This window comes from Cryptobacterium curtum DSM 15641, assembly GCF_000023845.1.
GTDB lineage: Bacteria > Actinomycetota > Coriobacteriia > Coriobacteriales > Eggerthellaceae > Cryptobacterium > Cryptobacterium curtum.
Window position 1 is genome coordinate 119,869 of sequence record NC_013170.1, and the last position, 25,775, is coordinate 145,643.

The window sequence follows — 25,775 nt, forward strand, 5'->3', positions numbered from 1 at the left end:
GAAAGGAGATCTGATGTTGAGTACTACGCTTCCCCTCCTCTCCCTCGGCGCGGTAGCGGTGCCGTTTGTCACGGCGCTGATTATCGTGATGACTCCACAGCGTGCAGCCAAATGGCTGTGTATTACGGCAGCCGCGATATCCACGCTGTTTACGTTGCTTATCTGGGGGAACTTGGCTGCTAGTGGCCTTGATTCCATTACAGTGCCGTTAGCACAATTTGGATCTACGCAGGTTATCGGGCTTATTTTTGACAAAGTAAGCGTTATGTTGGCACCGTGTTTTGTGGGAATTGGTCTTCTGATTTCCATTTACTCGGTGGGCTACATGAATGCTGGCAACCGCGAGCATCCCGATGCGCCGCGTCGTCGTTTCTATGCGTTCTTCACAGTGTTTATTGGTGCGATGGCCGGTTTGGTGTATTCCTCGACGGTTATCGGTCAGCTGATGTTCTTTGAGATTACCGGTGCCTGCTCATGGGCATTGATCGGCTATTATGACACGCCAACGGCTCGCAAAGCAGCTATGAAGGCACTTATTTTGACGCACATTGCATCATTGGGTTTGTATGCCGCTGCTGCCATTCTGTACATGAATACGGGCACATTCGAGACAACAGCCATTGCGCAGTTGGCCCCGAATGTAAAGATAGCTTGCCTGATTCTTATTCTGATTGCCGCTTGGGGTAAATCTGCCCAGCTACCGTTTTACATGTGGTTGCCTTCTGCTATGGAAGCGCCCACGCCAGTCTCTGCCTATCTGCATGGTGCCTCCATGGTTAAGGTGGGCGTGGCAGTATTTGCGCGTGCGCTAATCGGTGCAGGCCAAATCCCCGAAGTTGTCGGTTGGGTTGTTGTTATTGGTGGCATCTTAACCTGCCTGTTTGCTTTCCTGATGTATTTGCCACAGAAGGATATGAAACGTCTGCTGGCTTTTTCAACTATCTCGCAGTTGGCCTATATTTTCTTAGGTTTTGGTTTTTACATCTTTGGCAGCAATCTTGCTCTGTCAGGCAGCATCACGCATATCTTCAATCATGCATTTACGAAGACCCTATTCTTCTTAATTGCTGGTGCCTTCAGTTACACAATGGGCACACGCATGCTGCCCAAGTTAAAAGGTGTACTAAAGAAGCGCCCTATTTTAGGTGTTGGGTTTGGTGTCGCAGCCTTATCGATCGCCGGCGCGCCGCCAATGAACCTGTTCTTCAGTAAGTACGTCATTTTCTGCGGCGGTATTGAGGCAGCTGAGCATAATCCCATTCTTATGGCGATTGTCATTATTGCTCTTATTGAGACAGTTGGTTGCTTTGCTTGGTTTCTCAAGTGGACCGGTGCCGTGTTACCGGGTGAGCCATCCGAGGTAGTTGAAGCCTCACAGCCGGTGCCTAAACCGATGGTCGGCGTGTTCATTGTGCTGATTATTTTGGTAATGTGCTCCAGCTTTGTTGCAGCCGGCTGGTTGGGCTAGGAGTGAGCTATGACTGGATTTTCGTTAGTTAATTTTCTGGGTGCGCTGTTGATTGTGACATCAACAATGGTCGTGCTCACAAAGAAGGCCAAACCGACAGCGTTTGTATACGCTGTGCAATCACTGGTATTGGTAAGTATCTTTATTGTCCTTGGTGCAACAACAAATTCGCACGAGCTCTTTACCTGGGCTGGTACCGCATTTATTACAAAGGTTGTTATCGTACCCGCCATTATCTGGTATCTTGCGAGCAAGGTGGGCGATGCTGGTGCTAGTTTAGAGCCACGTATTACCCCACCGCGTGCCATTGTTTTGGTGGCCATCGAAGTATTTATTTGCTTCGTTGTGGTGCAGGGTTTCACGCTGCCAACAGCCTTCGAGGTAAAACCTGCATTGGCAATTTCTCTTGCCCACTTCTTTATTGGACTGACGTGTATTGTCACGCAGCGCAATATCGTCAAGCAGATCTTCGGATACTGCCTGATGGAGAACGGTTCGCATCTGACACTAGCTCTTTTGGCCCCTCAAGCTCCGGAGCTGGTGGAAGTTGGTGTCGCAACGGATGCATTTCTCGCGGTCATCATCATGGCTGTGGTGGCATGGCGCATTTATCACGCCACGCATTCGCTTGATGCCGAAGAACTTATGGAACTGAACGGTTAGGTGGATTGCTATGGATTTTTCTGCGCTCTTACTGACGCTCATAGCCGTACCACTTGTTGCTGGCCTGTTCATGGCTGTTTTGCCTTCCAAGGCAGTACCCCGTGTGGCATATGAAGCAATTCACCTGCTGTCGGTGACGGCGGCTTGTGTGCTTTCACTTGCGGTAGTGGTGCATGTTATGGCAGGTGGCAAACCAGTGGATGCATTGGGGATGTGGTTACATCTCGATGCGCTCGGCAGTGTGTTTGTTGCTCTTATTGGTGTTATTGGATTTTTGACCGGCTTATATTCAGTGCCTTATGTTCGCAACGATGTGGCTATAGGGCACATGAATAACGCGCGTGTCAAACAGTTTTACCTGTTCTTTAGTCTGTTTATTTTTACGATGCTTGTTGTTGCTACGTCGAACAACATCATTTTGATGTGGGTTGGTATTGAAGCAACGACGCTCTCTACCGTGTTTTTGGTTGGCGCTTACGATGCGAAATTGTCGCTCGAGGCTGCTTGGAAGTACGTCATTGTATGTACTGCTGGCGTAGCGTTTGGTCTGTATAGCACGGTGCTTATTTATGCTAATGCTGCCGATGTGATGGCTAATCCACACGAGGCCATTTTTATGACATCAATCATGCCGTATGCGACTCAACTTGACGGTATGCTCGTGCAGGTCGCATTCGTGTTTGCGGCTATTGGCTTTGGCACAAAAGCGGGCTTATTCCCTATGCACACCTGGCTGCCCGATGCTCACTCTGAAGCACCGAGCCCTGTGTCGGGTCTACTGTCTGGTGTACTTTTGAAATGTGCCATGTTGATTATCATGCGCTTCTATATCTTGGCATGCCAGTCGATCGGGTCACAGTTCCCGCGCCTTGTAATGCTTATCATTGGTATTTTATCGGTGTTTATGGCGGCTCTTGCGGTGTTCTCGCAGGACGACCTCAAACGTAAGCTTGCGTATCACTCGTGTGAAAACGTCGGTATTGTAGCCCTGTTCTTAGGGTTTGGCGGCCCGCTGGGCATTGCGGCAGCACTGTTGCACTGCATTACTCACGGCTTTACCAAAGCACTGTTGTTCTGCATTTCGGGCAACGTATTAATGAAGTACGGCACACGTGATTTGAACAAGATCAGCGGTATCTTGAAAACCATGCCAGCGACTGGCGTGCTCATGTCCATTGGTTTCTTTGCTCTGGCTGGTTTTCCGCCGTTCGCTATGTTTGTTTCAGAAATAACAGGTATTACTGCGGGTGTTATCGAGGGACAGTGGTTCGTGATCGTTGTGTTTGTGATCGCGCTTACTATTGTGGTTGCAGCTTGTGCTCATGTGGTTACCCAGGCAGTTATGGGTAAGGTGCCCGAAGGTATGAAAAAGGGCGATGTAAGTCCCGTGGCACTTATTCCCGAAGTAGTGTTAGTGGCGCTTATCCTGTGGTTTGGCGTTGCGATGCCTCAGCCGGTGCTTAATGGCATCGAACAGGCGACAGCTATCGTGCTACAGCAGGATGATACTGCGGCGCTGCACGAAGCTCCGCTGTTCCGCGATTTGTTTGCCACTACCGATGGTGCTCACACGCACGATCAGGCGATGCCGCCTGCGAGCTCGTCTAAATAGGAGAAGATATGGATACAAGACCTTTAGAGAAACGGCCGGGTGCGACGCACGCTGAAGCGGTGCGCAATCGCTTCCCTGGCGTGGTGCGAGACGTGAGCTGGCAGGATGAAGATCAAATGACGATCACTGTCGCCATTGATTCGCTGCCTGACGTTGTCGAATACCTTTACTTTGGTCGTGGTGGATTTCTGCCGATGATGGTAGGTAACGACGAACGTCCACTGACGGGCAATTACGCGCTGTACTATATTTTATCTATGGAAGAAGAAGATCCATGCTGGTGCACGGTGCGTGTTGAGGTGCCAGCCGATACATGCGAGTTCCCTTCAGTAACACCGCGTGTTCCTGCTTGCGTATGGAGCGAACGCGAAGTACGCGATATGTACGGCCTCACTCCTGTTGGTTTACCTGATGAACGTCGCCTGGTTCTTCCTGATGACTGGCCAGACGACCTTTATCCGCTGCGTAAGGACTCGATGGATTACCGTCATCGTCCTATGCCAGCAAGCGATGTAGAAAATTATGAATTCCTGGCTGATACGGGCGAGCATGAAACGACAATCATGCCTATGGGTCCGTTGCATATTACCTCTGACGAACCCGGACATTTTCGCCTGTTCGTCGAAGGTGAAAACATTATTGATGCAGATTATCGCTTGTTCTATGTTCATCGCGGCATGGAAAAAGTTGCTGAATCGCGTATGAATTATGATGCGGTTACCTTCCTGGCCGACCGTGTTTGTGGCATTTGCGGTAACGCTCATTCGGTTGCGTACGCCGAGGCAGTCGAGCATGCTCAAGGTATTGAAGTACCCGAGCGTGCCCAGTATATTCGTGCTATCTCGTTGGAAGTTGAGCGCATGCACTCTCATCTGCTCAACTTAGGCTTGGTATGTCACTACTGCGGTTTTGATACGGGTTTCCAGCATTTCTTCCGCGTACGCGAAGATTCGATGCGTCTTGCTGAATTGCTGACCGGTCATCGCAAGACCTATGGCATCAATCTTATCGGCGGTGTGCGCCGCGATATCCTTTCCGAGCAGAAGCTGGCGACATTCAAAGCGGTTGATAAACTGCGTAAAGACGTTAAAGGCTTGGTTGACGAGCTAATGAGCACGCCAAACTTTATTGATCGTACAAAAGGTGTTGGGCGACTTGACCCGCAGATCGCTCGTGCATTTAGCCCAGTTGGTCCCTGCATGCGTGGTTCAGGCTTTACACGCGACGTGCGGTTTGATCATCCATTCGATGGCTATAAGTTCCTGCCGGACACCTTCAAAGCACGTTCACATGATGGTTGCGATGTTATGAGCCGCTCTATGGTTCGTATCGAAGAGTTCCTTGATAGCTGCGATATGGTTGAATATCTGCTCGATAATGCACCAGAAGGTCCAATTCTGACGCAGGATTGGACGTACACGCCGCATAAATATGCGTTGGGTTATACTGAGGCGCCGCGCGGCGAGGATACACACTGGGCTATGGTTGGCGATAACCAAAAGTGCTATCGCTGGCGTGCCAAGGCAGCTACGTATAGTAACTGGCCTATTCTGCGCTATATGTTCCGTGGCAATACCATTTCTGATGCAGCGCTTATCGTCGGCAGTATGGACCCGTGCTACTCTTGTACTGACCGGGTAACGGTGGTAGACGTTGAGAAGAACACCAGTAAGACACTCACAAAAGATCAGCTGGAATCATACTGCGTCCGCCGTACGCATTCTCCGCTGAAGGATTAGGTGAAGGCTATGCTGAAGACTTTACGCAACATCCTGAAAACGGGCGACGCAACGATTAAGTATCCGTTCGCGCCCTATGACACCGTGCCTTATATGCGCGGCAAGCCCGAGCACGACCTTGAAAAGTGCATTGCCTGTGCAGCCTGTGCGGTTGCCTGTCCGCCGAATGCTATTCAGATGCCAACCGACTTGTCGGCAGGCACGATTACGTGGTCAATTGATTACGGTCGCTGCATCTTTTGTGGTCGCTGCGAAGAAGTATGTCCGGTAGTGGCAATTAAGCTGACTAACGAATTTGAACTTGCTGTGGCGAGCAAATCCGACCTGATTGAAGATTGCACATATACATTGCAGAAGTGCTCGAAGTGTGGGCAGTATTTCGCGCCGCGCAAAGAAGTCGATTATGCAGTGCGCATCATGCAGGCGGACAAAGACAATCCTGAAGCGCAAGAAGCTGCGCGCTTGGCAGGCATCTGTCCTACCTGTAAGCGCATTGCTGATGCGACAGCAGCTCAAGCGGCTGTGCGCGCGCAAGGAGGTAACTAATGACTTCAAATACTATTACCGAGACGAGGTCAACCCAAAGCTCCATTATGCAAGGGTACGAGACCCGCTCAACAGCAACAGCTCAGAAGCTTCAGTATCAGTTGGAGCCGAAGGTGCTTGACCAGAAGATTGCTGAAGCGAAGGCAGCCCTGCTTAACGATATTAAACGTTCTGTGTATATCTACCGCGTCGACTGTGGTGGCTGCAATGGCTGCGAAATTGAAATTTTTGGCACCTTGACACCAGTGTTTGATGCCGAACGTTTTGGTATCAAAAATATGGCAAGTCCGCGCCATGCTGATATTCTCGTGTATACCGGTGCAGTTACGCGTGCCATGCGCTTGCCAGCTCTACGTGCTTACGAAGCGGCTCCCGATCCGAAACTCATCGTTTCATATGGAGCATGTGGCTGCACAGGTGGTATCTTTCACGATAATTACTGTGTTTGGGGCGGTACCGACAAGCTATTTCCGGTTGATGTCTATATTCCTGGTTGCCCGCCGTCGCCGGCACAGACCATTTATGGCTTTGCTATGGCACTTGGCCTGTTGGGCCAGAAGCTTCACGAAAAGCACCTGGTAGAAGGTGAAGGCGAGCAGGCACCGATTATGTTTGCTGACATACCGTATAAGCTACGGTGCGAATTAGAGCGCGAGGCTCGTCGCATGGCAGGGTATGTTTACGGTCGCGATCTGGTCGATACCTTTATGCAGGCGCTTGAGCCAGAAGACGGCAAGGTTCTTACTTCGGTTGATGCGCTTATTGAGGCAGAATCTGATCCGCGCAAGGTTGAAATTTACGCTGACTTGAAGCAGATTTTAACGTCAAAGATCGTTGGCAAGAAGGCATAAGGCATGGCAGATAAGGAATACGTACCGGGCGAGAATCGCATGGAAGCCATTGGCAGTACGGGGGATCACATTTCCTTTTACTTGCTGACGCGTAAAATGGTGGACAACGCGAAATCCATTCCCGAAGATGTGCAGGACGTGTTGTATTACACGCTTGCTATCGGACACCATACCGGTGTCATGGATTTCTTCGAGGAACGCCTTTCTATTCCTGTTGAAAGCTATCGCAAGATAGTTGACTTGATGGAAGACGATCAGGCTCGTCGTAAGTGGCTTGGGGTATTTAAGTTCGGTGAGATTGAAGTTGGTAAAGAACATCTTTCTCAGGTGTTACCTGCAGCTCGATCAGCACTTTCTCATATCGACGTATTCAATGAAGTAGGCAAGAAAAGTATCTCGCTTACTGCCGATGAAATCGATGAGCTGTCCCGTCTTGTGGAGCTGCTTTTGCGTGTACGCAGCGAAACTAATGTGTACCTCATGGTAAGGAGGACACAATGAGCGTCGACGAGCAGCACGTGAATAGTTCAACTACAGAGAAAGCAGCGGACGAAAAGCCGCGCAATATTGTATTTACGGCTGGCAGTGTACTACGAGGCGATGATGCTGCTGGCCCATTACTAGCGAAAATACTTGATGAAGACCCCGCTGACGGGTGGGAGGTTATTGATGGCGGACAGACGCCTGAGGATGACTTGGGCTATATTCGCGATCGAGCGCCGGAGCGGATTCTGTTTGTTGATGCATCAAAAATGGGCTTGCTACCAGGTATGGTTCGGCAGCTCTCTGCTGAAGATGTAGCCGAATCATTCCTGATTACTACGCATTCTCTGCCTATTTCATTTCTGCTCAAGCGGTTGTACGAGGTGTGCAATGACGTGACATTCCTTGGCATTCAAGTTGCTTCGACCGAATTCTTTGATCCCGTGACGCCTGAGGTGCGCCATGCGGTAGAAGATATAGCGCGACGGGTTCGACAAGGAGCTGACTTTTCGGACTACGAGCATATTCAATAAGGGGTATAGCGTCCAAAGGAGGACGCCGACAATGAGGGGAGATATCTATGAGTGCAACTGCGGAGGATTTGAAAGGCCTGAAGCCTGATGCACTTGCGCCCGCTGAAGTTGAGATGAAGTCTGAAACTATTGGCGTGGGCAAAGCAAATATGGCTCCGGTGAAGATGTTTGTCTCGGCGATGCTAGCTGGTGCGTTCATTGCATTTGGTGGCATGTACTTTTGCATCTTCTTAGGCGATGCAACTATGCCATTTGCTGCGCAGCGTATGGTGGGGGGCATTTGCTTTTGCTTAGGTCTGGTGTTGGTTTTATGCTGCGGATGCGAGCTATTTACGGGTAACTCGTTGATGGTGACAGCGCTGGCTTCTAAAAAAATTGGCATAGGTGGTCTGCTGAAGAACTGGGTTATTGTCTGGATCGGCAACTTGGCTGGTGCCATTGTGGCGGTGTTCTTCATCTGGATGGCTCATGTTGGTGCACTCAATGGCGGTAACGTGGCGAACGCTATGTACAACGTGGCACTGGGCAAGGTAACTCCTGATTGGATGACCCTGTTCTTCAAGGGAATTATGTGCAATATTTTTGTTTGCTTGGCTGTGTGGATCGGTTTTTCTGCTCGTACCGTGGTTGATAAGGTTATCGGTATTCTGCTTCCGATTTCTGCTTTTGTTGCTGCCGGCTTCGAGCACTGTGTTGCCAACATGTCCTTTTTGCCGATGGGTTTTGCTCTCAATGCTTTTGCTGGTATCGGCGATCCGGGTACCATTACCATTGCAAGCGTGTTCTATAACCTTTCTGCAGCGACACTCGGTAACATTGTCGGCGGCGCAATCGTCGGTTTGGCATACTGGTTTGTGTATGCACAGGGAAAGAAAAAGCAGGGCTAAAGAGCACTGAAAAGATAAAGAGCTAAAAACTTTATCTTTTGACCGTTAGCGTGCTGCCTGTTTGATCTTTTTGTACAACGATACGGTGATCAATACGGTCTTTAAGCTCTTCTACGTGGGAAATAATCCCAACAAGGCGCTTATCTCTTCCGAGTTGATCAAATACACGCAAAGCTAGTTCGAGGGCTTCGGTATCGAGAGAACCGAAGCCCTCGTCGATGAACATAGTATCTAATTGAATGCCACCGGCTTGACGTTGTATGACATCTGAAAAACCAAGGGCAAGCGAAAGAGACGCAAGAAAGCTTTCGCCACCCGACAGGGTTTTTACATCGCGCTGCTTGCCGGTATAGGCGTCAAATACATCCATATCAAGGCCGCTTTGCGTGCGATTATCACGTGCTTGTTGGCGGCGCAGCAAGGTATAGCGGCCTTCTGACATAAGTGAAAGCCGTTCGTTGGCGGCATCGAGCACGCTATCGAAGTACACTGACTGTACGTAGGTCTCAAAGGATATCTTGCCCTGTGTGCCGACTGCATTTCCACTGGCAAGGTCGGCAAGATATGAGATTTGCGAGAATTCTTCTTCAATGCGTTGGGACGACTGAGCAATTTTCTTCAGCGCGACAAGTGCTTTTTCATTAGTGGCTTGGCGACTTTCAATCGTGGTGATTTCTGCAACAGTGTTCTTGCGTGTTTGCACAACAAGTATGCGTTGTTCTTCAAGAGTTGCCACGTTAAAGTGGGGAGCTACAGCAAGCTGTTCTTCAAGCTCTTTTTTGCGTGCGACGTGTTCATCATGCGCGCGTCGCTGTTCTTCCCAAGTTGCCTGAGCAACGGTAAAACGCTTTTGTGCCGCTTCAAGGCGACTGCGGAGATCGTCGATAGTCTTTTGGGCTTGGAGCGCATTGGCGTAATCGGCCGTTGCTCGTAGAGCATTAATTGAGGCAGCTATTTCTGCTTCGTTCCGCTGTGCTTGGATAAGAGTATCCGATGCCGCACGGGCCTTTTCTTCAAGATCAGGCACCATACATGAAAGCCGATTTGCCTCATTGGTGAGTTGTTTCTGCTGGTCAGTAGCAGCGTTTAGTTCAGATATGCGGGTTGCTATTGCGGTGCGTGCTGTCGCAAGTTTGCCTGTATCAATACGTTCGGATTGATACGTCGGGGGCAGTGCTGCCAGAGCTTGCGTAGCGCGTTTTAGCTGGGCATCTTCAGCGGCTTTATCGGCAGCGAGCTTGTTTCCTGCTTCCTCTAAATGGGTGCGAGCTGTCTGCTCGGTCGCTTGTAAAGTGTCGATATACGCTTGAGTGGGGGCATCAGCTGCAAGGTGTGCTGGGTGGGGGTGCTCTTTCGATCCGCAGACCGGGCAGGGTGTCCCCGTAGAAAGACTGCGTGCAAGGATACCCGCCTGAGCAGCGAAGAACGCATTTGTTGCCTGAGTGGTGTCTGCGCGAGCTTGCGCATAGCGCTCTTGTGCATCAGCAAAAGCCGCGGTTGTTGTTTGTGTTTGCTGCTTCATTCGATCAACGAGGGCAGTTTGTTCAAGCGCATCGGCAATCAAACGTTCGTCATTGCGAGCGCGTTCAAGCTGAGCCGGAGCATCGTGTACACGTTTGGCGGCTTCTGCAATTTCCTCTAACTGCTGGCGTGCTTGATGAAGTGCCGTTTCGGTTTCGGTGGCCGCCTTCTGACTAGCTGCTACCTTTGACTGGGCGGTGGTGTGTTGCCCTTCGAGGCGGCTTACCTCGCTAAGGGTTCGTGCCTTTTCTGTTGCAGTGGCAATGTCTTCAGAAAGGCGGTGCCTGAGGCCTTCTTCTGCTTGGGCAGTCTGCCAGTTGGCCTGTGCCGTTTGATAGGCATTCTCGTGCTCAACTAGGTACGATGTGGTTTCTGCAAGACGCTTTTCCAATTGGGTAGTCTGTCGTGCGCTGCCGAGGTTGCGATCAATTTCTTGGAGGCGCGTTTCAGCTTCAGCTTGCTGTTTGGTAAGGGAATGCTTGCGCATATCGTCGTGTGCTGCAATGTTGGCAAGTTCTTTTTCGATGTCATCAAGACGTGACAGCACGGATCCTTCGAAGGTAAAGGGGTTGTCTTGTTCGCCTGCTGATGGTACTGACCTTTCGAAGGCAAACGGATCACCTTGTTTATCTGCTGATGGTATTGGTCCCTTTAGGGTAAGGAAAACTTCTTGTTGACCTGCCACTTCGTCGTTTGGCATGGTGGTTTCAGGAGCATTTTCAGACGCCAGCAGCGCAAGATGAATACGCGCTTGCTCTTCACTTGCTTCTACATGCTGTTCAAGTGTGCGTTTGCGTTCAACGAGCCTCTCTTGAATATGTTGGTATGGCTCGGTGTGAAAAATGCGGCGGAATATTTCGGCACGTTGCTTGGTATTAGCGGTTAAAAGTTGACTGAAATCACCCTGCGCGATCATAACGATCTGCGAGAACTGTTCAGTAGTGATACCTAACAAGTCAACAACTGCTTCGTCCATTGCGTTTGCTTTGCTTGCGATAACACTGCCGGTTGTCTCGCAGACGAGTTCAGCTGCACCACCTGCAGCTGTTGTGCCGACTCCCCGTTTTTTGGAGCGCGAATAGTGAGGTACCCGTCGTGCGCGATAGGTCTTTCCGGCCTGCTCGAAAATAAATTCGACAAACGGTTCTGTCGTGGCGTTGGCAAATCCGCTCGCAAAGGAAGAGGTTGGCCGTCTCGTACCGCTTGCCTCGCCAAAGAGCGCGAATTTCATGGCATCAAATAAGGTTGTCTTGCCGCTGCCGGTTGGGCCACAGATAAGAAAGACGCCGCTTTCACCGAAGAGCGAAAAGTCGATGAAGACACGGTCTGCATAGGGACCAAAGGCGCATAACTCAAGAGAAAGAGGCCTCATCGAGCAGCCACCTCCTCGTCGATAATCGTGCGAATGGCAGCTATTTGACTTTCAGACAGTTCGTTTTCTGTTTGGCTTCGATAAAAATCTGTCAGCAGACCGATTGGATCATTTGATAAATGAGCCTCTTTTATGGCCTGTTGACGTGCAGTTTGAATGCGCCGCGTATGCGCAAAGTCGAGTTGCATAACATGTGGATAGAGCGCCCGTATCTTTTCCATGGCGTTCATAAGGGCATCGTCAGTTAAGGTCACATGCAGGTAATCATCCGCATGTGGGTCGGATGGCGCTGTGCGGGCAAGTTCTTCGAACGATCCCGTGATTTCGCGCAAGGTTCGATTTTCGTGAAGCGGCAGGCTTCGCGTAGTTACTGACAGCCGCTTATTTGTGGCACCAGGTGAAGTATTGGCACCTGTAATACTCGGTGAAATATCGATGAGTGTTACGCTTTTTTCTCGGCCTGCTTCGCTGAAAGAATACGGGAAAATGCTGCCGCTGTAACGAATCGTGTCGCGCCCAACTGACTGCGCAGTGTGAATATGTCCCAGTGCCACGTAATCAAAAGCGTCGAACACGCTTGCTTGAACACTGTCGAGTCCGCCAACAGAAACCGTTTCAGACTCACACGTTTCGGGTTCGCTTTCGCCGTGTACTACAAATTGGTGGGCTACCAACAGATTGGCGTCCTTTTCAATAAGGGGCTGATTAGCGCAGGCGACACGGAGTGCATCGGTGTAGTTGGCAATTGCTTCAGCCTGGTGGGGAAAGGCAGCGCGCACATGGACGGGCCGCACGAAGGGTATGAGATGCACGCGGACGCGTAAGGGTGCCACCTTTTCTTTATTCTCTTCTTTACTGTCGTTGTTTGCTTCGGTGAAATCGAGGAATTGGGGTGTAGCGGAAAATGCGCGTGCGATATGCACGAATTGTTCTTCTCGAAAGCGCGCACCAAAAGATAGGCGCTCGGCGCTATCGTGGTTGCCAGCAATAGCAACTACCGGAATATGAGCCGTTGCCAAGGTGGCAAAGAATTCTTCCAGAACATCGAGCGCTTCAAGGGGCGCTACGGGCTTGTCGAAGACATCTCCCGCAATGATAACCGCATGAACTTTTTCTTGAACGGCATAAGAGGCCACCTGTTCAAGGGTATATTTCTGTTCATCTATCAGTGAAAAACCGCGGACACGCTTACCAATGTGCAGGTCGGCGATATGGATAAACTTCATTGCGGTCTCTCTTTGGTGGTAGATAGTTTCTAGCGATAGATAAGTTTCTATCTGGTTGTACTTTATTGCATTCGATACTACATGTGTTGTAAATATCAGCAAATACTAGCTGCTATTGAGTCTGCTTGTGGTTGGGACTGCGTGTCAGGAACTATCCATTGACCTATCCGTTTAGGTGTAGGAATCGAGTATATGACAATACTGTTTCAACATGGCAAGAATTGAAAAGCGGATAATACCCTTTTCGTATAATCAGAAAACCAGATACTTGCAGGTTCAAAAGTGCCAAGCGCTTGTGCGAACCTTGCCCGATCAAACAGGATCTAACCCATGATAGAGCTTAGAGAACTGCGTAAATCGTATAAAACGGGCGACTTCGTGCAGAAGGCTCTCGACGGTGTATCGCTCAATCTTCGCAACAATGAATTTGTTGCCGTGTTGGGTGCTAGTGGATCGGGTAAAACGACACTGCTCAATATTTTGGGTGGGCTTGATCATGCCGATTCGGGCGATATTGTTATTAATGGAACCTCAACAAAAAACTACCGAGCGAAAGACTGGGATGCCTATCGCAATCACCGTATCGGTTTTATCTTTCAGAGTTACAACCTTATTCCGCATCAAAGCATTCTGTCGAACGTGGAACTTGCTCTGACGCTGGCCGGTGTGTCGCGCGCCGAGCGCCGTCGTCGTGCAACTGAAGCGCTAAAGCAGGTTGGTCTTGGCGATCATCTGCACAAACGTCCTAATCAGCTATCTGGTGGCCAGATGCAGCGCGTTGCCATTGCGCGTGCTCTTGTAAACGATCCTAATATCGTTCTTGCTGACGAGCCAACGGGCGCGCTTGATACCGAAACAGGCATTCAGGTTATGAATATCCTGAAGGATGTGGCATCTGACCGGCTTGTTATCATGGTTACGCACAACCCCGAATTGGCAGAAGAATATGCCACACGCATCGTGCGACTAACCGATGGCCGCATTGCGGGAGACAGCAATCCCTTTGTTCCACCAGTTGCTTCTGCGCTGCCCCGCGCTGCACAGGCAGCCACCGGCGCAGCAGCCGTACGTGCTGCCGCTGTGGACGCTGCCGAGGCTGCTGAAACCATGTCCGCTGAATCCGTCGAAGATAATGCAGGTGAAGTAACCAGTGCGACTTCCGATCAAGCAGGTGCTCCTAAAGATAAAATGTCTGCATTCGTGCCAGTAGCAGGTACGGCCTGGTCAACTGGTGTTTCCGCGGCTGGGTCGAGTGCTGCGACATCGGCTGGTGCGGGTGCCGGGTCGGGCATTGGATCAGACCGCAAACGTAACGCGGGTAAGGCCTCGATGTCGTTTTTGACGGCGTTGGCCCTTTCCTTCAACAACCTTATGACCAAAAAGGGCCGTACGTTCTTAACGGCCTTTGCCGGGTCGATCGGCATTATTGGTATTGCCTCAATTCTTTCGCTTTCCAATGGCGTGAACAACTACATAGCGGATACCGAAGAAAAAGCGCTGATGAGCTATCCGCTTTCTATTACGAAGTCGAGTTTTGACATAGCAGGACTCATGACAGTCACGATGGGCTATTCCACGTCAAGTAGCGACGATGTTGCATCGGAGCAGACCAATGGGGATGCAACAGCTGTATCAACATCCACCAAGATCCCTGAAGAAAAAATCATGTCCGATATGTTCGCCAAGGTGAAAACAAACAACCTGCGCGCGTTTAAGAACTTTCTCGATAACGGTGATTCTGGCATTGATCAGTATCTCAACGCGATTCAGTACAACTACAGCATTACGCCGCAGGTGTATCTTCCTAACACCGAAAATGACGAAATCAAACGGATCAATCCCTCTGAAATGGGCGGTATGTTCTCTAATGGACTAACCGGATCAGCCCTTTCAGTTTCATCATCGGGCATGAACTCGTTTTATGAATTGTCAGATTCTTCAGCGGTGCGTGATACCCAAATGGAATTGCTTGAAGGTCACTGGCCGGAGAGTGCGAATGAAGCGGTGCTTGTACTCAGTGGGGCAGGGCAGATTAGCGATTACACACTCTATAGCCTTGGTGTGTACGATCCCGAAGAAATGACCAAGATGGCCAAGGATGCGCTTGCTGGTAACGAAGTGACGGTTCCCGAAACATCTGGCGACTTTACGTATGAAGATGCACTCAATCTGTCATTCAAAATTGTGCCTTTAAGCAGCATGTATCAGTACAACGATGAATCGGGTACGTGGACCGATATGTCGAAGGACGACGATTACATGAAGCAGCGCATCGACGAGGGAATTGATTTGCGCATCGTTGGTGTCGTAAAGAAGGCAGAAGGCGCAAGCGGTTCATCAGCAACCGAAGGCGTGGCGTATACCTCGGCCCTCACGCGTGAACTGATGAATAAAGCGGCTGAATCCGACATCGTCAAACAGCAGATCGATAACCCCGATACTGATGTGTTTACCGGTAAGACGTTTGACGAATTAAAAGATAGTCAAAAAGAAGAGTTCGACTTAAGTTCGGTATTCTCGGTTGATGAAGAAGCTCTTCAAAAGGCGTTCTCCTTCGATTCGAGCGCCTTATCGCAGATGGGTTCTGGGTTTGACCCGAGTGCGCTGTCGTTTGATGGAAGCAGTCTTGCTTTTGATCCGTCTTCGCTTCAACTCGACTCTAGCGCCATTTCAGAGATCTTCAACGAAGATTCTATGCGTGAAATTATGGCGAATGCCCCTCGTTTCAATCTTGATTCATCAAGTGCCGGGTCGATAACGGATGGTCTTTCTGCCGAACAGCGCCAGCAAATTGCTCAGGCATCCAACAGCCTAGCGGCAGGATTTCTTGCTTGGTATGTCACACCGCAGGCTAATGGCGGCTACGGCGGGTCGCTGTCCGATCTCACGGGGTCATCGTCGAATTTCGCGGCTGCTTTCCAGCAATATCTTGCCACCGATGGTGCGCGTGCGATTACCGATCCGCTCATGCAGGATCTGGGTGGCGATATTCAGCAGCAGATCAATGCCGCCATGCAGAATTACATGACAAACCAGTTTGCCCCGTATCTATCGGAATCACTGTCAGCCTTGATGCAACAGGCTGCTCAGGTGATGGGGCTGCAAATGGCACAGGCGCTTCAGACTCAAATGGCCGCGCTTACCGGCACGCTGGGTTCTCAGCTTTCACAGGCGATTTCTGGTCAGCTTTCCGGTCAGATCAATCAGCTTTCCGAAGCCATGCAGAACGGGTTCTCGTTTGACCCTGAAGCATTCGCCGATGCAATTCACTTCAATATGACGCAGGACGACCTTACCAGTTTGCTGACGAACTACATGAACACCGGTGATCTGACCTACGACGGCAATATGAAGAAACTCGGCTATGCTGAAGAGGCAAGTCCTTCATCGATCGATCTGTATCCTGTCGACTTCCCCGCGAAGGAAAAAGTGATTGGAATCATTGGCGATTACAACACCGATATGACGAATGCCGGCGAGGACGATAAGGTCATTCAGTATAGCGACTTGGCTGGCGTGCTTATGAAGTCAGTTACCGATATCGTCAATACCATCAGCCTCGTGCTGATTGCCTTTGTGTCCATCTCGCTGGTCGTTTCATCAATCATGATCGCTATTATTACGTATATTTCGGTGCTTGAGCGGCGGAAGGAAATTGGCATTCTGCGTGCTATGGGAGCTTCAAAGCGCAACGTGGGTAGTGTCTTTAATGCTGAAACAATTATCGAGGGTCTTATAGCTGGTATATTTGCTATTGCGGCAGTATGGCTGGCTTCGTTCCCCGTGAATGCTTTTGTTGAAGCGGGCTGGAATGTGCCGAACATCATGAGTCTTCCGTGGGAATCGGCGCTCATTCTTATCGGGGTGAGTGTGGCGTTGACGTTTGTTGCGGGCCTTATTCCCTCGTCGATGGCTTCACGCCGCGATCCGGTTGAAGTGCTGCGCAGCGAATAAGTTTTACAGGACAAGTTAGCTTCGCATAGGGAGGGGGAACCGTGCTCTGGTCTCCCCAGTTTTGTTGCGTCAAGATTGCGTCGTTTGGCTCGGTATAACAAGCCTTCTGGTCTTCGAGTCAGTTGGCTTGTTGTGACTGAGCATCAATAAGTCCTTACGAAAACTGCAGCTGCACCGCGTTGCTGGACTATGCCAGAGCAAGCGATACAGCTGCAGTTAAGGGTATCGATATGCTTTGCTGCTAACAGCAGGCAGAAACTAATCGAGATACTTAAGCCAGCTGTTCGAGATATCTAGCCGAGAATCTTCTTGAGGTCCTCTTCAGGAGTGCTGGTGGGGCTGATCTGATAGTTTTCTACGAGCACATTGAGTACGTTAGGCGAAATAAATGCCGGCAGTGTTGGCCCAAGATAGATGTTCTTGATGCCAAGATGCAGCAGCGTCAGCAGAATGCAGACAGCCTTCTGTTCGTACCAAGAAAGCACCATAGATAGCGGCAGATCGTTTACGCCACAATCGAATGCCTGGGCAAGGGCGACAGCCACCTGGATAGCGCCGTAGGCGTCGTTGCACTGGCCCATATCGAGAATGCGCGGCAGACCAGCAACCGTACCCAAGTCGAGATCGTTAAAGCGGAATTTACCGCACGCCAGAGTAAGAACCACGCTGTCTGCTGGTGTTTTCTGAACAAACTCGGTGTAGTAGTTACGGCCAGGGCGGGCACCGTCGCAGCCACCAACAAGGAAGAAGTGCTTGATGTCACCGGCTTTAACTGCGTTTACTACGTCGCCTGCAACAGAGAGCACCGTAGCGCGTCCAAAGCCAGTAGTTGCATGGGTACCGCCATTGATGCCGGTCATAGGATGGTTTTCGGCATAGCCACCCAGCTCTTTCGCTTTGGCAATAAGCTCGCTGAAATCCTTTTCAGCGCCAACATGATGTGTTCCGTCAAACTCGACGCAATCACAGGTGAACACATTGTCTGCGTAGCTTTCCTTAGGGGGCATAAGGCAATTTGTTGTAAACAGGATAGGGGCCGGGACGCCGTCAAATTCCTTGCGCTGGTTCTGCCATGCAGTACCGAAGTTACCCTTGAGTTGCGGGTGCTTCTTGAGCTCGGGATAGGCGTGAGCAGGCAACATTTCACCATGTGTGTACACGTTGACTCCGGTGCCGTCGGTTTGTTCAAGCAGCAGTTGTAAGTCGTGCAGGTCGTGGCCGGTAACAATAATAAAAGGACCCGCCTCTACTTCAAAAGGAACCTCGGTAGGAACCGGGTCGCCATAGGTTTCGGTATTCGCCCGATCAAGCAGTGCCATGCAGGACAGGTTAATTTCACCAACCTTCAGCACCAGAGGAAGCAGTGTGTCAAGGCTACCTTCTTCAGCAAGGGCGGCCAAAGCTTCAAAGAAAAATGCGTCAACTGTTTCATCAACGTAACCCAATTGGCGTGCGTGATAAGCATAAGCGGCCATACCGCGGATGCCAAACAGGACAAGGGACTTCAACGAGCGAATATCTTCGTTAGCTGTCCACATGCGATTCATATCGTAGTCAGCGATGCCAGCTGGAGAGATTGCGCGGGTGGCTGCATGTGCTCGGTCGATGAGTGTGCGCACGGCTGCATCTGAAAAGTCAACGTTGGTAACGGTCGCGAACAGGCCCGTCACGACAACTTCGCGTGCTTCTTCAGTGGCATGGCCCTGCTGTACGGCCTGTCCCAGCGCGACAAGGGCACCCGTCAATTCATCCTGATCGTTAGCGACTAGGGCCGTCTTGCCGCAGACGCCCGCTGCGCCCGTGCAAGCACTGCATCCGGCAGTTTGTTCACACTGGAAACAAAACATTTCGCTCATAGCATTCTCCTTCTTCTGTCCGGTGATACCGCCTGTCTGCTTCAAAGGCGGCTCCCGTATAACTCGTCTGCTCACGAGGTTCCCGTTACATGGAAACAGCGCTATCCTAGTGTTGCAAGTAGAACGTTTCCGTTGCATCAACAACGTAAAGAAAGAAATAGAGAAAATGACCGAAGCATTTAATGATGAAACGATAGGAATCCTACAGCGCAGTGTTCTTTTTCAGGGGGTAAGCCCTCACGAAATGCATGAGGTGCTCAGTTGCCTTGGTGCGCGCTGTGTTGCGTTTGAAAAGGACGAACGTATCTTTCGCGTGGGTGATGGGGTCGATACGCTCGGCGTAGTTCTATCAGGGTCGGTGCTTGTTGGATCGGAAGACTACTGGGGGAATGGCAATATTATTGCCCGCATTGGGCCAGGCGGGCTGTTCGCTGAAGCATTCGCTTGTTTACCTGACGAAGCGAGTACGGTCAATGTGGTGGCAGCTTCAGCATGCCGCATTGCGTTTTTGGATGTGCGGCGTATTACGGATACCTGCGTTTCATCATGTGCGTATCATCAGCGCATTATTCGCAACCTGTTGATGGTGTTGGCGCGCAAGAATCTCACGCTAACGCGCAAGGTGGAACATGTTACAAAGCGTACGACACGAGAAAAAGTATTAGCGTATTTGTCGTCCTGTTCGCAACAGGCTGGTTCATCCCGCTTCGATATTCCCTTTAACCGCCAGCAGTTGGCCGACTATTTGGCTGTTGAGCGAAGTGCTCTTTCGAGTTGTCTGGGAAAGATGCAACGTGAAGGGCTGATTTCCTTTAAAAAGAACCGCTTTGAGTTGAAATAAAAGCATGTCAGCGGCACCAGCATATAGATGTGCTGTGGTGCCCCTATTGTTGTATTGCGTGCTAGTCCCACGCGGCACGTAGACGAGCAATCTCGTCAGCATACCCATCAAGGTCGTTGGGGGTTTCCAAAAAGAAAGGCAGGTGGCGAAGGGATGGGTGGCGCGTGATGCGCGAGAGCGCTTCGAATCCAATGCAGCCATCGCCAATTTTCTCGTGACGGTCTTTATGGGCACCACATGGGTTCTTGCTGTCGTTGAGATGGATAGCATGCAGACGTTCAAGTCCGATTACGCGGTCGAATTCTTCGAGCACGCCGTCAAGATTGTTTGCGATGTCATAGCCCGCATCCCAAATATGGCAGGTATCCAAGCACACTCCCATTTGATCAGTGAGGTCAATGCGATCAATAATTTCTCGGATCTCTTCAAAAGTACGGCCAATTTCCGTGCCTTTGCCCGACATGGTTTCGAGCAGCACGGTGGTGGTTTGGTCAGGGCGCAGAACGTCGTTGAGTACCGAAGCGATCTTGTCGATGCCCACTTCAGAGCCTTGTCCAACATGACTGCCGGGGTGGAAGTTGTAAAGCTGATGAGGTGTATTTTCCATGCGTGCCAAATCATCTGCGAAGGTTTGGCGGGCGAAATCTTGAATGCGTTGCTCTTTTGCAGCGGCATTCAGGGTATAGGGGGCATGGGCGAGAATACGCGTGATGCCAGCCTGCTCAGCAGCGGTACGGAAGGCTTTGATGTCGTTCGGGTCGATCGCCCGTGCTGCTCCACCGCGTGGGTTGCGGGTGAAAAATTGAAATGTATTGGCGCCGATATTGCTTGCTGTGCGGGCCATTGCAGCAAACCCCTTCGAGGATGAAAGGTGACACCCAATGGTGAGTTTTGCGGGGGTGTGTTCTGTTTGATTATGCTTTGCGGGGTTTTGTGCGGTAGCGTTCATTACACTTCTGTCGTTGTAGAGGGTGGGAAGTTGAGGGGATGGAGCGTTGCCAGAAGGGCCGAAACATTTCTTATGCGGTCTCTAGCTACGTTAAAACCGATCCGCACACGGAAAAGTGGTACGGATCGGCTTGGTCGAATGAGTTTTTCTATCTACTCGAATAGTTGCCCGAAATCTTACAGCTGGCCAACGAGATCAATGGAAGGTTTCAGCGCATCAGCACCTGGCTGCCATTTAGCAGGGCATACTTGGTCGCCGTACTTAGCCACAAACTGCGCAGCTAAAAGCAGACGGAGCAGTTCTGCGGCATTGCGTCCTATACCGCCAGCGTTTACCTGATATACCTGGATGCGACCTTCAGGATCGACGATGAATGCACCACGCTCTGCAAGGCCATCTTCCTTAATGTAGACCTTAAAGTCGCGCGCCAGAGCATGGGTGGGATCGGCGAGCATAGGATAGGTCACCTTTTGGATACGCTCTGATTCATCATGCCATGCTTTGTGCACAAAGTGCGTGTCGCATGAAACCGAATAGACCTCGCAGCCCGCTTCCTGGAATTTACCATACAGGTCGGCGAGATCTTCTAATTCGGTGGGGCAGACAAAGGTGAAGTCAGCGGGATAGAAGAAGAACAGTCCCCATTTACCGAGGACGTCCTGCTTGGTCACAGTTTTGAATTCCCCATTCTGATAGGACTGAACGGAGAAATCACTGATTTCTTTGCCGATAAGAGACATAATCTGTCCTTTCAACTTCTTGATTTATTAAGAACAAGTCCTATTATTAGTACGCAAATCTTTAAGTCAAGGGAAGAAAATAAATATTTTCCTGAACGTTTCGGCATTGGCTGGCAAATGCATATAGTTAGGCACGAATGGAGAAGATATGGTGCAACGCAGGAATACAAAGCAGCGAAAACTTGTGCTCGACTCGGTGCGCAGTTTACATAATCATCCAACGGCCGATGAAGTATATGTACAGGCGCAGCAGTTTGATGGGCATATTAGTCGTGGGACGGTTTATCGCAACTTAGCGTTATTGGCTGAAGAAGGTCAGATTTTCATGGTAAAGACTCCTGGTGGTTTTCGCTATGACTTTCGCACTGATGATCATGCTCATGTTATCTGCACAAGTTGCGGCACTGTGTATGACTTTCCTATTGATGTCGACCGTCTACAAGAACTTGATGCCCAGGTGGAAGCTGTAACTGGGTTTTCTAAGGTTGAGCATAGTGTAGTATTTTCTGGTTTGTGCGACTCGTGTCGTGCTCGTGAACATTCTCAGCGCGCAGCAAGCTAATTTTGTCCCATTCTGCATGATTCATCCCTCTTCGCTACAATAGGACATTGCGAACAGGCACCCCTTGGTTGTGCTGGCTTAAGGGCTGGTAGCATAACGTCAACAATACGACAGGTGGGTATGCCGCAATAGAAGGACGAACATGAATCCGCTTCTTATTATTCCTACATATGTATCGGCGCGCTCGCAGGCGAAGATCGCTCCGGTGGCAGAAACATACGATCATATGACTCCACTGCAATCGCCGGGCGAACTTGCACGCTGCCTTAAATCGCTTATGCACGTGCAAGGTGTTGGTCAAATTGCTGTATTAGTGGTTTCCGAAACACAAGTTGCCGCACAGGCTGCTCGCAAGGTACGCGCTATCTGCGAACAGTTCCCCCTGTTAAACACCATTGTGATTGGGCAGGTAGAAGAATCGCTTATCAAACAGCGGTTCAAGCAACTTAACCTTACCGGTCTCGACGAGGCTATCAGTCTGCATGGATACAGTGCCATGCGTAATCTTGGGCTGATTGTTGCCGGTGTGTTTGGATTCGACTCCGTTGTTTTTATCGATGACGACGAAGTGGTTGACGACTCCGAGTTTCTGGTTAAAGGCATGTATGGTCTGGGGAAACTTACGCGACGGGGTATTCCCATTTTGGCAAAGAGCGGCTACTTCCTTGATAAGGAAGGCTCCGTTCACTCCAAGCGTCAAGATAGATGGTACGACCGTTTTTGGATGCAGGGGTCGGCGTTTAATCGCTGGATTGATTCTGCTCTGCGCGGTCCACGTCTTTCGCGCAGCAACCATGTGTGTGGTGGTTGTCTAGCGCTTCATCGTGAAGCGTATCGGCGTGTGTGCTTCGACCCGTGGATTGTACGGGGCGAAGACCTTGATTATCTACTCAATTTGCGTATGTATGGCTCTGATATTTGGTTTGATAATCAGTGGCACCTGCGTCATCTACCACCTAAAACACCAAGTGAAGGCTTGCGTTTCCGTCAGGACATTTACCGCTGGATTTACGAATTTCGCAAGATGGAATATAGCCGCACGCAGATCGATCTGCAGCAGATAAAGCCATCGTCGCTTGAGCCGTATCCCGGGCCACTGCTTGAACCGGGTATCACAAAGCGTATTAAGCGAACCGCACTGTTACGGAGTCTTGCTCGGCCTGATAAGGCTGCTTATCGGCGTGCTGCGCGGGTGGCTACCAGCGAAGCCACCGTATATGCCGAACGGTGCTGTTCGAAGTATTTCGAATTTCAGTTCATCTGGCCTGAGGCCATGCACCGTATTGAAGATGATGGTGCGCTGCGGGATGCCTTGCTCCAGCATGCCACGGTGGGATCGGATACGTCTACTCGTCCGGTTACTGATGATCAGGTGGGGCGTATCGATCCTGGTGCAACAAGTGAGATTCGCCTGAATATGGCAGATTAAAGCGACGGGTGCGTGATGGTACTGGGGCTTGTTATTGCCTCTCTTGCTGGTGTTGGTATCGGCCTTCTTTCGGGTCTGCTTGGCATTGGGGGCGGTACGGTGATTGTGCCCCTGCTGCGTTTGGGCTTTGGTTTTGCCGCCATTGAAGCGACAGCAACATCACTATTTGCCATTATTCCCACCTCGGTCGCAGGAGTTGTGGGACACCTTCGTCATCGCACCTGTGTAGTAGGGGTGGGTGTGGCTGCTGGCTTAGCAGGGGCGCTTACTTCGCCGATAGGTGTGCAGCTTGCCGATAGATCGCCTTCATGGGCTATTATGCTGGCTGCTGCCTTAGTTATTGGCTACTCTGCAGTAACGATGCTCAAAAAAGCGCTTGTGTCCTCGCACGTTACGTCTTCACATGCCGCGTCCCCGCATGTCCCGCACGCTATGCCTTCACAGGATGCATCTCCGCATGTCGCATCCTCACATGCTATATCCCCATATGTCGCGCAAGAGTCTATCAAGAAGTCCATCAATGCGCATCGGGTACACGCGACCTGCCACCAGATACTTGTAGGTGCGCTGTCAGGATTGATAGCTGGCCTTGCATCGGGATATGTTGGTGTTGGCGGCGGCTTTATTATGGTGCCGCTTTTTGTTTCGTTTGCTGGTATTTCGATGAAACAGTCTTCTGGTACATCATTGATTGGTGTGGCGATTTTGGCTATTCCCGGGGTAATCAGTCAGATGACGCTGGGCAATGTACAGGTGCTGCCTGGTTTAGCGCTGGCTTTAGGTTCGGTGCCCGGTGCCTTGTGGGGGGCACGATTAGTGCAGGTGATTCCCGAACGTAGTTTGCGCTTACTGTTTGGCATGGTGCTCGTGCTGATGGCGTGCGCACTTGTCTTCAATGAAGTGTTTTCACTGATAGTTGGGTAGCCAGTGCCTGCGCTCATTCGATATTTGTCTACTCACCAGCATCCACTATAACCAGTGGTCCTGCCGTTTCTGACTTGGCAGTATCTATTTAATTGAAAGCGGAAGATATTCAAGCTGATAAACTAGGCAGCCAAAAGGGAAAATCATCAGATTGATTCTTCAATTCGCATGGTTTAAGCGACAAGGAACTCGATATGTCTAACCAAGTATCATCACGGCAGGCTCTGTACCGTTCTGTGGAAGTAATGCTTCTCGTTGTCGCATTGTTGGCAGGAGCTGCGACCGTCTTTTTTCTGACTGATTCTGCGCGTGATGTACGTTTCATGACCATTTCGGGTCTTGTTCTGACGGCATGTCTTATCGTATTGATACGACTATGGATGAATCCCGATCGAGTTCGGGCAGGCCAAACTGATGCGGTACTTAATTTAGCAAGTCGTATGTTGGCTTGTATGGATGGCGGTCTCAAAGAAGAAAGCGCCCAGCGTATCTGCGATATGCTTCTACCAGAAACAAGTGCTATTGCGGTTGCTATTACCGATAAGCAGGTCATTTTGGGGTACTCTGGTCGAGGACAAGAAACCAATCCGCAGGACGCTCCTATTCGTACGGCGGCTACTCATGCGGTGCTCGATAGTGGCGAAATGCAAGTGCTGTTTTCGTCCGATGCTATTGGTTTTCCTGATGAACGCCGCGCCATCAATGGAGCCATCGTGGTCCCCCTTACAATGGGCGCAGAAACCGTGGGAACACTTAAGTTTTACTATCCTAGTGCGCGTAAGATCAACGAAACACAGCGATCGATTGCTGCCGGTTTCGGCGAGTTGCTGTCTACTCAGCTGGCGGCTACGGCACTAGAAGAACAAAAGCGCATGGTAACCAGCATGGAATTGAAGGCCCTCCAAAGCCAGATCAATCCCCATTTCCTTTTTAATACAATCAACACGATTGCGTCGTTTATTCGCACCGATCCGGCGAAAGCGCGTGTTTTGTTGCGTGAGTTTGCTGTTTTTTATCGACGCACGTTAGAGGATGCATCCGATCTTATACCGCTTGCACGTGAAGTTGACCAGACCGAACGGTACCTGCGTTTTGAGATGGCGCGCTTTGGTGAAGATCGCCTACAACTGACCTGCTCTATTCCTTCTCAAGTAAGCGAAATGCTGGTACCGGCTTTTATGGTTCAGCCGCTTGTTGAAAACGCCGTCAAACATGCGATGCCTGCAACAGGGTGCTTACATATTTCTATCTGTGCTGAACCCCAAGCAGACGATTTAGTCATACGCATCATTGATGACGGGGTGGGTATGAGCGAAGAGCGCCGCGCCAACATTATGGAGACCTCGTCCCAGACAGGCTTAGGCATTGCTGTGCGCAATATTCGCGACCGCATTCAAGGTTATTTTGGAGCGGAGTCCTTCATGCGGGTGGAAAGTGAAGAAGGATCGGGCACAACCATCACACTATTTCTGAAAGGTGGTTGCTTCAAGAACCCGCTTGATCTTGAGGAAAAATAGGGCTTTTGCATTCTCTTTTGCGGCGTCCTCTAGGGAAAATGCATGTTTTATGCTGAGCTTGGGGAAGCCTTGCGGTAAAGTATTTCTTTAATCATCCAATAA

General features: G+C 50.4%; 20 protein-coding genes. 15 read left to right on the forward strand and 5 right to left on the reverse strand.

Annotation, left to right across the window (positions count from 1 at the left end; genetic code table 11):
- Positions 1–13 precede the first annotated feature (13 nt).
- From CCUR_RS00465 to CCUR_RS00505, 9 genes are read left to right on the forward strand one after another with little or no spacing between them, the layout of a single operon-like run.
- Entirely contained in the window at positions 14–1,468 is a 1,455-nt protein-coding gene (locus CCUR_RS00465) for a hydrogenase 4 subunit D (protein WP_012802518.1), read from the forward strand.
- Positions 1,469–1,477: 9 nt separating this feature from the next.
- Complete coding sequence (hyfE, locus tag CCUR_RS00470; RefSeq protein WP_012802519.1) at positions 1,478–2,131, forward strand: hydrogenase 4 membrane subunit; 654 nt, start codon at positions 1,478–1,480, stop codon at positions 2,129–2,131.
- Positions 2,132–2,141: 10 nt separating this feature from the next.
- Positions 2,142–3,743 carry a hydrogenase 4 subunit F gene (locus CCUR_RS00475; protein ID WP_012802520.1) on the forward strand — a complete coding sequence of 534 codons (1,602 nt, stop codon included), beginning with the start codon at positions 2,142–2,144 and terminating at the stop codon, positions 3,741–3,743.
- Between the two features lie 8 nt (positions 3,744–3,751).
- Positions 3,752–5,482, forward strand: coding sequence for a hydrogenase large subunit (locus CCUR_RS00480; protein ID WP_012802521.1), 1,731 nt, complete (start codon positions 3,752–3,754; stop codon positions 5,480–5,482).
- A 9-nt stretch (positions 5,483–5,491) separates the two neighbouring features.
- Complete coding sequence (locus CCUR_RS00485) at positions 5,492–6,028, forward strand: formate hydrogenlyase complex iron-sulfur subunit (RefSeq protein ID WP_041225354.1); 537 nt, start codon at positions 5,492–5,494, stop codon at positions 6,026–6,028.
- A complete protein-coding gene (locus CCUR_RS00490) occupies positions 6,028–6,879 on the forward strand; it encodes an NADH-quinone oxidoreductase subunit B family protein (RefSeq protein ID WP_012802523.1) in 852 nt (283 codons plus the stop codon). The genes CCUR_RS00485 and CCUR_RS00490 overlap by 1 nt, the downstream gene beginning before the upstream one ends.
- A gap of 3 nt (positions 6,880–6,882) precedes the next feature.
- Entirely contained in the window at positions 6,883–7,380 is a 498-nt protein-coding gene (hycH, locus tag CCUR_RS00495) for a formate hydrogenlyase maturation protein HycH (RefSeq protein ID WP_012802524.1), read from the forward strand.
- Complete coding sequence (locus CCUR_RS00500) at positions 7,377–7,895, forward strand: hydrogenase 3 maturation endopeptidase HyCI (RefSeq protein WP_012802525.1); 519 nt, start codon at positions 7,377–7,379, stop codon at positions 7,893–7,895. Before hycH ends, CCUR_RS00500 begins: the two co-directional genes overlap by 4 nt.
- A 47-nt stretch (positions 7,896–7,942) precedes the next feature.
- Positions 7,943–8,782 (forward strand): formate/nitrite transporter family protein, encoded by an 840-nt coding sequence (locus CCUR_RS00505; RefSeq protein WP_012802526.1) that lies wholly within the window; start codon positions 7,943–7,945, stop codon positions 8,780–8,782.
- Between the two features lie 31 nt (positions 8,783–8,813).
- Here the strand turns inward: CCUR_RS00505 and CCUR_RS00510 are convergent, their stop codons facing one another.
- Both CCUR_RS00510 and CCUR_RS00515 read right to left on the reverse strand, forming a co-directional pair.
- Entirely contained in the window at positions 8,814–11,675 is a 2,862-nt protein-coding gene (locus CCUR_RS00510) for an AAA family ATPase (RefSeq protein WP_012802527.1), read from the reverse strand.
- A complete protein-coding gene (locus CCUR_RS00515) occupies positions 11,672–12,901 on the reverse strand; it encodes an exonuclease SbcCD subunit D (protein WP_012802528.1) in 1,230 nt (409 codons plus the stop codon). The genes CCUR_RS00510 and CCUR_RS00515 overlap by 4 nt, the downstream gene beginning before the upstream one ends.
- A gap of 330 nt (positions 12,902–13,231) precedes the next feature.
- Between CCUR_RS00515 and CCUR_RS00520 the strand changes: the two genes are divergently transcribed.
- Complete coding sequence (locus tag CCUR_RS00520; protein ID WP_012802529.1) at positions 13,232–16,855, forward strand: ABC transporter ATP-binding protein/permease; 3,624 nt, start codon at positions 13,232–13,234, stop codon at positions 16,853–16,855.
- A 293-nt stretch (positions 16,856–17,148) separates the two neighbouring features.
- On the opposite strand, the gene hcp is transcribed toward CCUR_RS00520, so the two are convergent.
- Positions 17,149–18,711 carry a hydroxylamine reductase gene (gene hcp / locus CCUR_RS00525; RefSeq protein WP_012802530.1) on the reverse strand — a complete coding sequence of 521 codons (1,563 nt, stop codon included), beginning with the start codon at positions 18,709–18,711 and terminating at the stop codon, positions 17,149–17,151.
- A 166-nt stretch (positions 18,712–18,877) separates the two neighbouring features.
- Here hcp and CCUR_RS00530 point away from each other — a divergent pair, with 166 nt between their 5' ends.
- A complete protein-coding gene (locus CCUR_RS00530) occupies positions 18,878–19,552 on the forward strand; it encodes a Crp/Fnr family transcriptional regulator (protein WP_012802531.1) in 675 nt (224 codons plus the stop codon).
- 61 nt (positions 19,553–19,613) lie between these two features.
- On the opposite strand, the gene CCUR_RS00535 is transcribed toward CCUR_RS00530, so the two are convergent.
- On the reverse strand, positions 19,614–20,501 hold the full coding sequence (locus CCUR_RS00535) for a deoxyribonuclease IV (protein ID WP_049754270.1): 888 nt from the start codon (positions 20,499–20,501) through the stop codon (positions 19,614–19,616).
- A gap of 176 nt (positions 20,502–20,677) precedes the next feature.
- Entirely contained in the window at positions 20,678–21,241 is a 564-nt protein-coding gene (gene ahpC, locus CCUR_RS00540) for an alkyl hydroperoxide reductase subunit C (protein ID WP_012802533.1), read from the reverse strand.
- Between the two features lie 148 nt (positions 21,242–21,389).
- Here ahpC and CCUR_RS00545 point away from each other — a divergent pair, with 148 nt between their 5' ends.
- The 4 genes from CCUR_RS00545 (at position 21,390) to CCUR_RS00560 (ending at position 25,673) form a co-directional block, all read left to right on the forward strand.
- Entirely contained in the window at positions 21,390–21,803 is a 414-nt protein-coding gene (locus CCUR_RS00545; RefSeq protein WP_012802534.1) for a Fur family transcriptional regulator, read from the forward strand.
- A gap of 142 nt (positions 21,804–21,945) precedes the next feature.
- On the forward strand, positions 21,946–23,232 hold the full coding sequence (locus CCUR_RS00550) for a glycosyltransferase family 2 protein (protein WP_012802535.1): 1,287 nt from the start codon (positions 21,946–21,948) through the stop codon (positions 23,230–23,232).
- Positions 23,233–23,247: 15 nt separating this feature from the next.
- Positions 23,248–24,156 (forward strand): sulfite exporter TauE/SafE family protein, encoded by a 909-nt coding sequence (locus CCUR_RS00555; protein WP_012802536.1) that lies wholly within the window; start codon positions 23,248–23,250, stop codon positions 24,154–24,156.
- Positions 24,157–24,350: 194 nt separating this feature from the next.
- The gene (locus CCUR_RS00560) at positions 24,351–25,673 is read left to right on the forward strand and encodes a histidine kinase (RefSeq protein WP_012802537.1); all 1,323 of its coding nucleotides are present in this window, start codon (positions 24,351–24,353) and stop codon (positions 25,671–25,673) included.
- Positions 25,674–25,775 lie beyond the last annotated feature (102 nt).

Excerpts from the sequence above, each read along its gene's own strand:
- CCUR_RS00535 (WP_049754270.1), bottom strand. The coding sequence starts at position 20,501 with ATGAACGCTACCGCACAAAACCCCGCAAAGCATAATCAAACAGAACAC.
- CCUR_RS00515 (WP_012802528.1), bottom strand. The coding sequence starts at position 12,901 with ATGAAGTTTATCCATATCGCCGACCTGCACATTGGTAAGCGTGTCCGC.
- CCUR_RS00555 (WP_012802536.1), top strand. The coding sequence starts at position 23,248 with ATGGTACTGGGGCTTGTTATTGCCTCTCTTGCTGGTGTTGGTATCGGC.
- hycH (WP_012802524.1), top strand. The coding sequence starts at position 6,883 with ATGGCAGATAAGGAATACGTACCGGGCGAGAATCGCATGGAAGCCATT.
- ahpC (WP_012802533.1), bottom strand. The coding sequence starts at position 21,241 with ATGTCTCTTATCGGCAAAGAAATCAGTGATTTCTCCGTTCAGTCCTAT.
- CCUR_RS00560 (WP_012802537.1), top strand. The coding sequence starts at position 24,351 with ATGTCTAACCAAGTATCATCACGGCAGGCTCTGTACCGTTCTGTGGAA.
- CCUR_RS00480 (WP_012802521.1), top strand. The coding sequence starts at position 3,752 with ATGGATACAAGACCTTTAGAGAAACGGCCGGGTGCGACGCACGCTGAA.
- CCUR_RS00530 (WP_012802531.1), top strand. The coding sequence starts at position 18,878 with ATGACCGAAGCATTTAATGATGAAACGATAGGAATCCTACAGCGCAGT.
- CCUR_RS00520 (WP_012802529.1), top strand. The coding sequence starts at position 13,232 with ATGATAGAGCTTAGAGAACTGCGTAAATCGTATAAAACGGGCGACTTC.
- hyfE (WP_012802519.1), top strand. The coding sequence starts at position 1,478 with ATGACTGGATTTTCGTTAGTTAATTTTCTGGGTGCGCTGTTGATTGTG.
- CCUR_RS00500 (WP_012802525.1), top strand. The coding sequence starts at position 7,377 with ATGAGCGTCGACGAGCAGCACGTGAATAGTTCAACTACAGAGAAAGCA.
- hcp (WP_012802530.1), bottom strand. The coding sequence starts at position 18,711 with ATGAGCGAAATGTTTTGTTTCCAGTGTGAACAAACTGCCGGATGCAGT.
- CCUR_RS00510 (WP_012802527.1), bottom strand. The coding sequence starts at position 11,675 with ATGAGGCCTCTTTCTCTTGAGTTATGCGCCTTTGGTCCCTATGCAGAC.
- CCUR_RS00550 (WP_012802535.1), top strand. The coding sequence starts at position 21,946 with ATGAATCCGCTTCTTATTATTCCTACATATGTATCGGCGCGCTCGCAG.
- CCUR_RS00545 (WP_012802534.1), top strand. The coding sequence starts at position 21,390 with ATGGTGCAACGCAGGAATACAAAGCAGCGAAAACTTGTGCTCGACTCG.
- CCUR_RS00475 (WP_012802520.1), top strand. The coding sequence starts at position 2,142 with ATGGATTTTTCTGCGCTCTTACTGACGCTCATAGCCGTACCACTTGTT.
- CCUR_RS00485 (WP_041225354.1), top strand. The coding sequence starts at position 5,492 with ATGCTGAAGACTTTACGCAACATCCTGAAAACGGGCGACGCAACGATT.
- CCUR_RS00465 (WP_012802518.1), top strand. The coding sequence starts at position 14 with ATGTTGAGTACTACGCTTCCCCTCCTCTCCCTCGGCGCGGTAGCGGTG.
- CCUR_RS00505 (WP_012802526.1), top strand. The coding sequence starts at position 7,943 with ATGAGTGCAACTGCGGAGGATTTGAAAGGCCTGAAGCCTGATGCACTT.
- CCUR_RS00490 (WP_012802523.1), top strand. The coding sequence starts at position 6,028 with ATGACTTCAAATACTATTACCGAGACGAGGTCAACCCAAAGCTCCATT.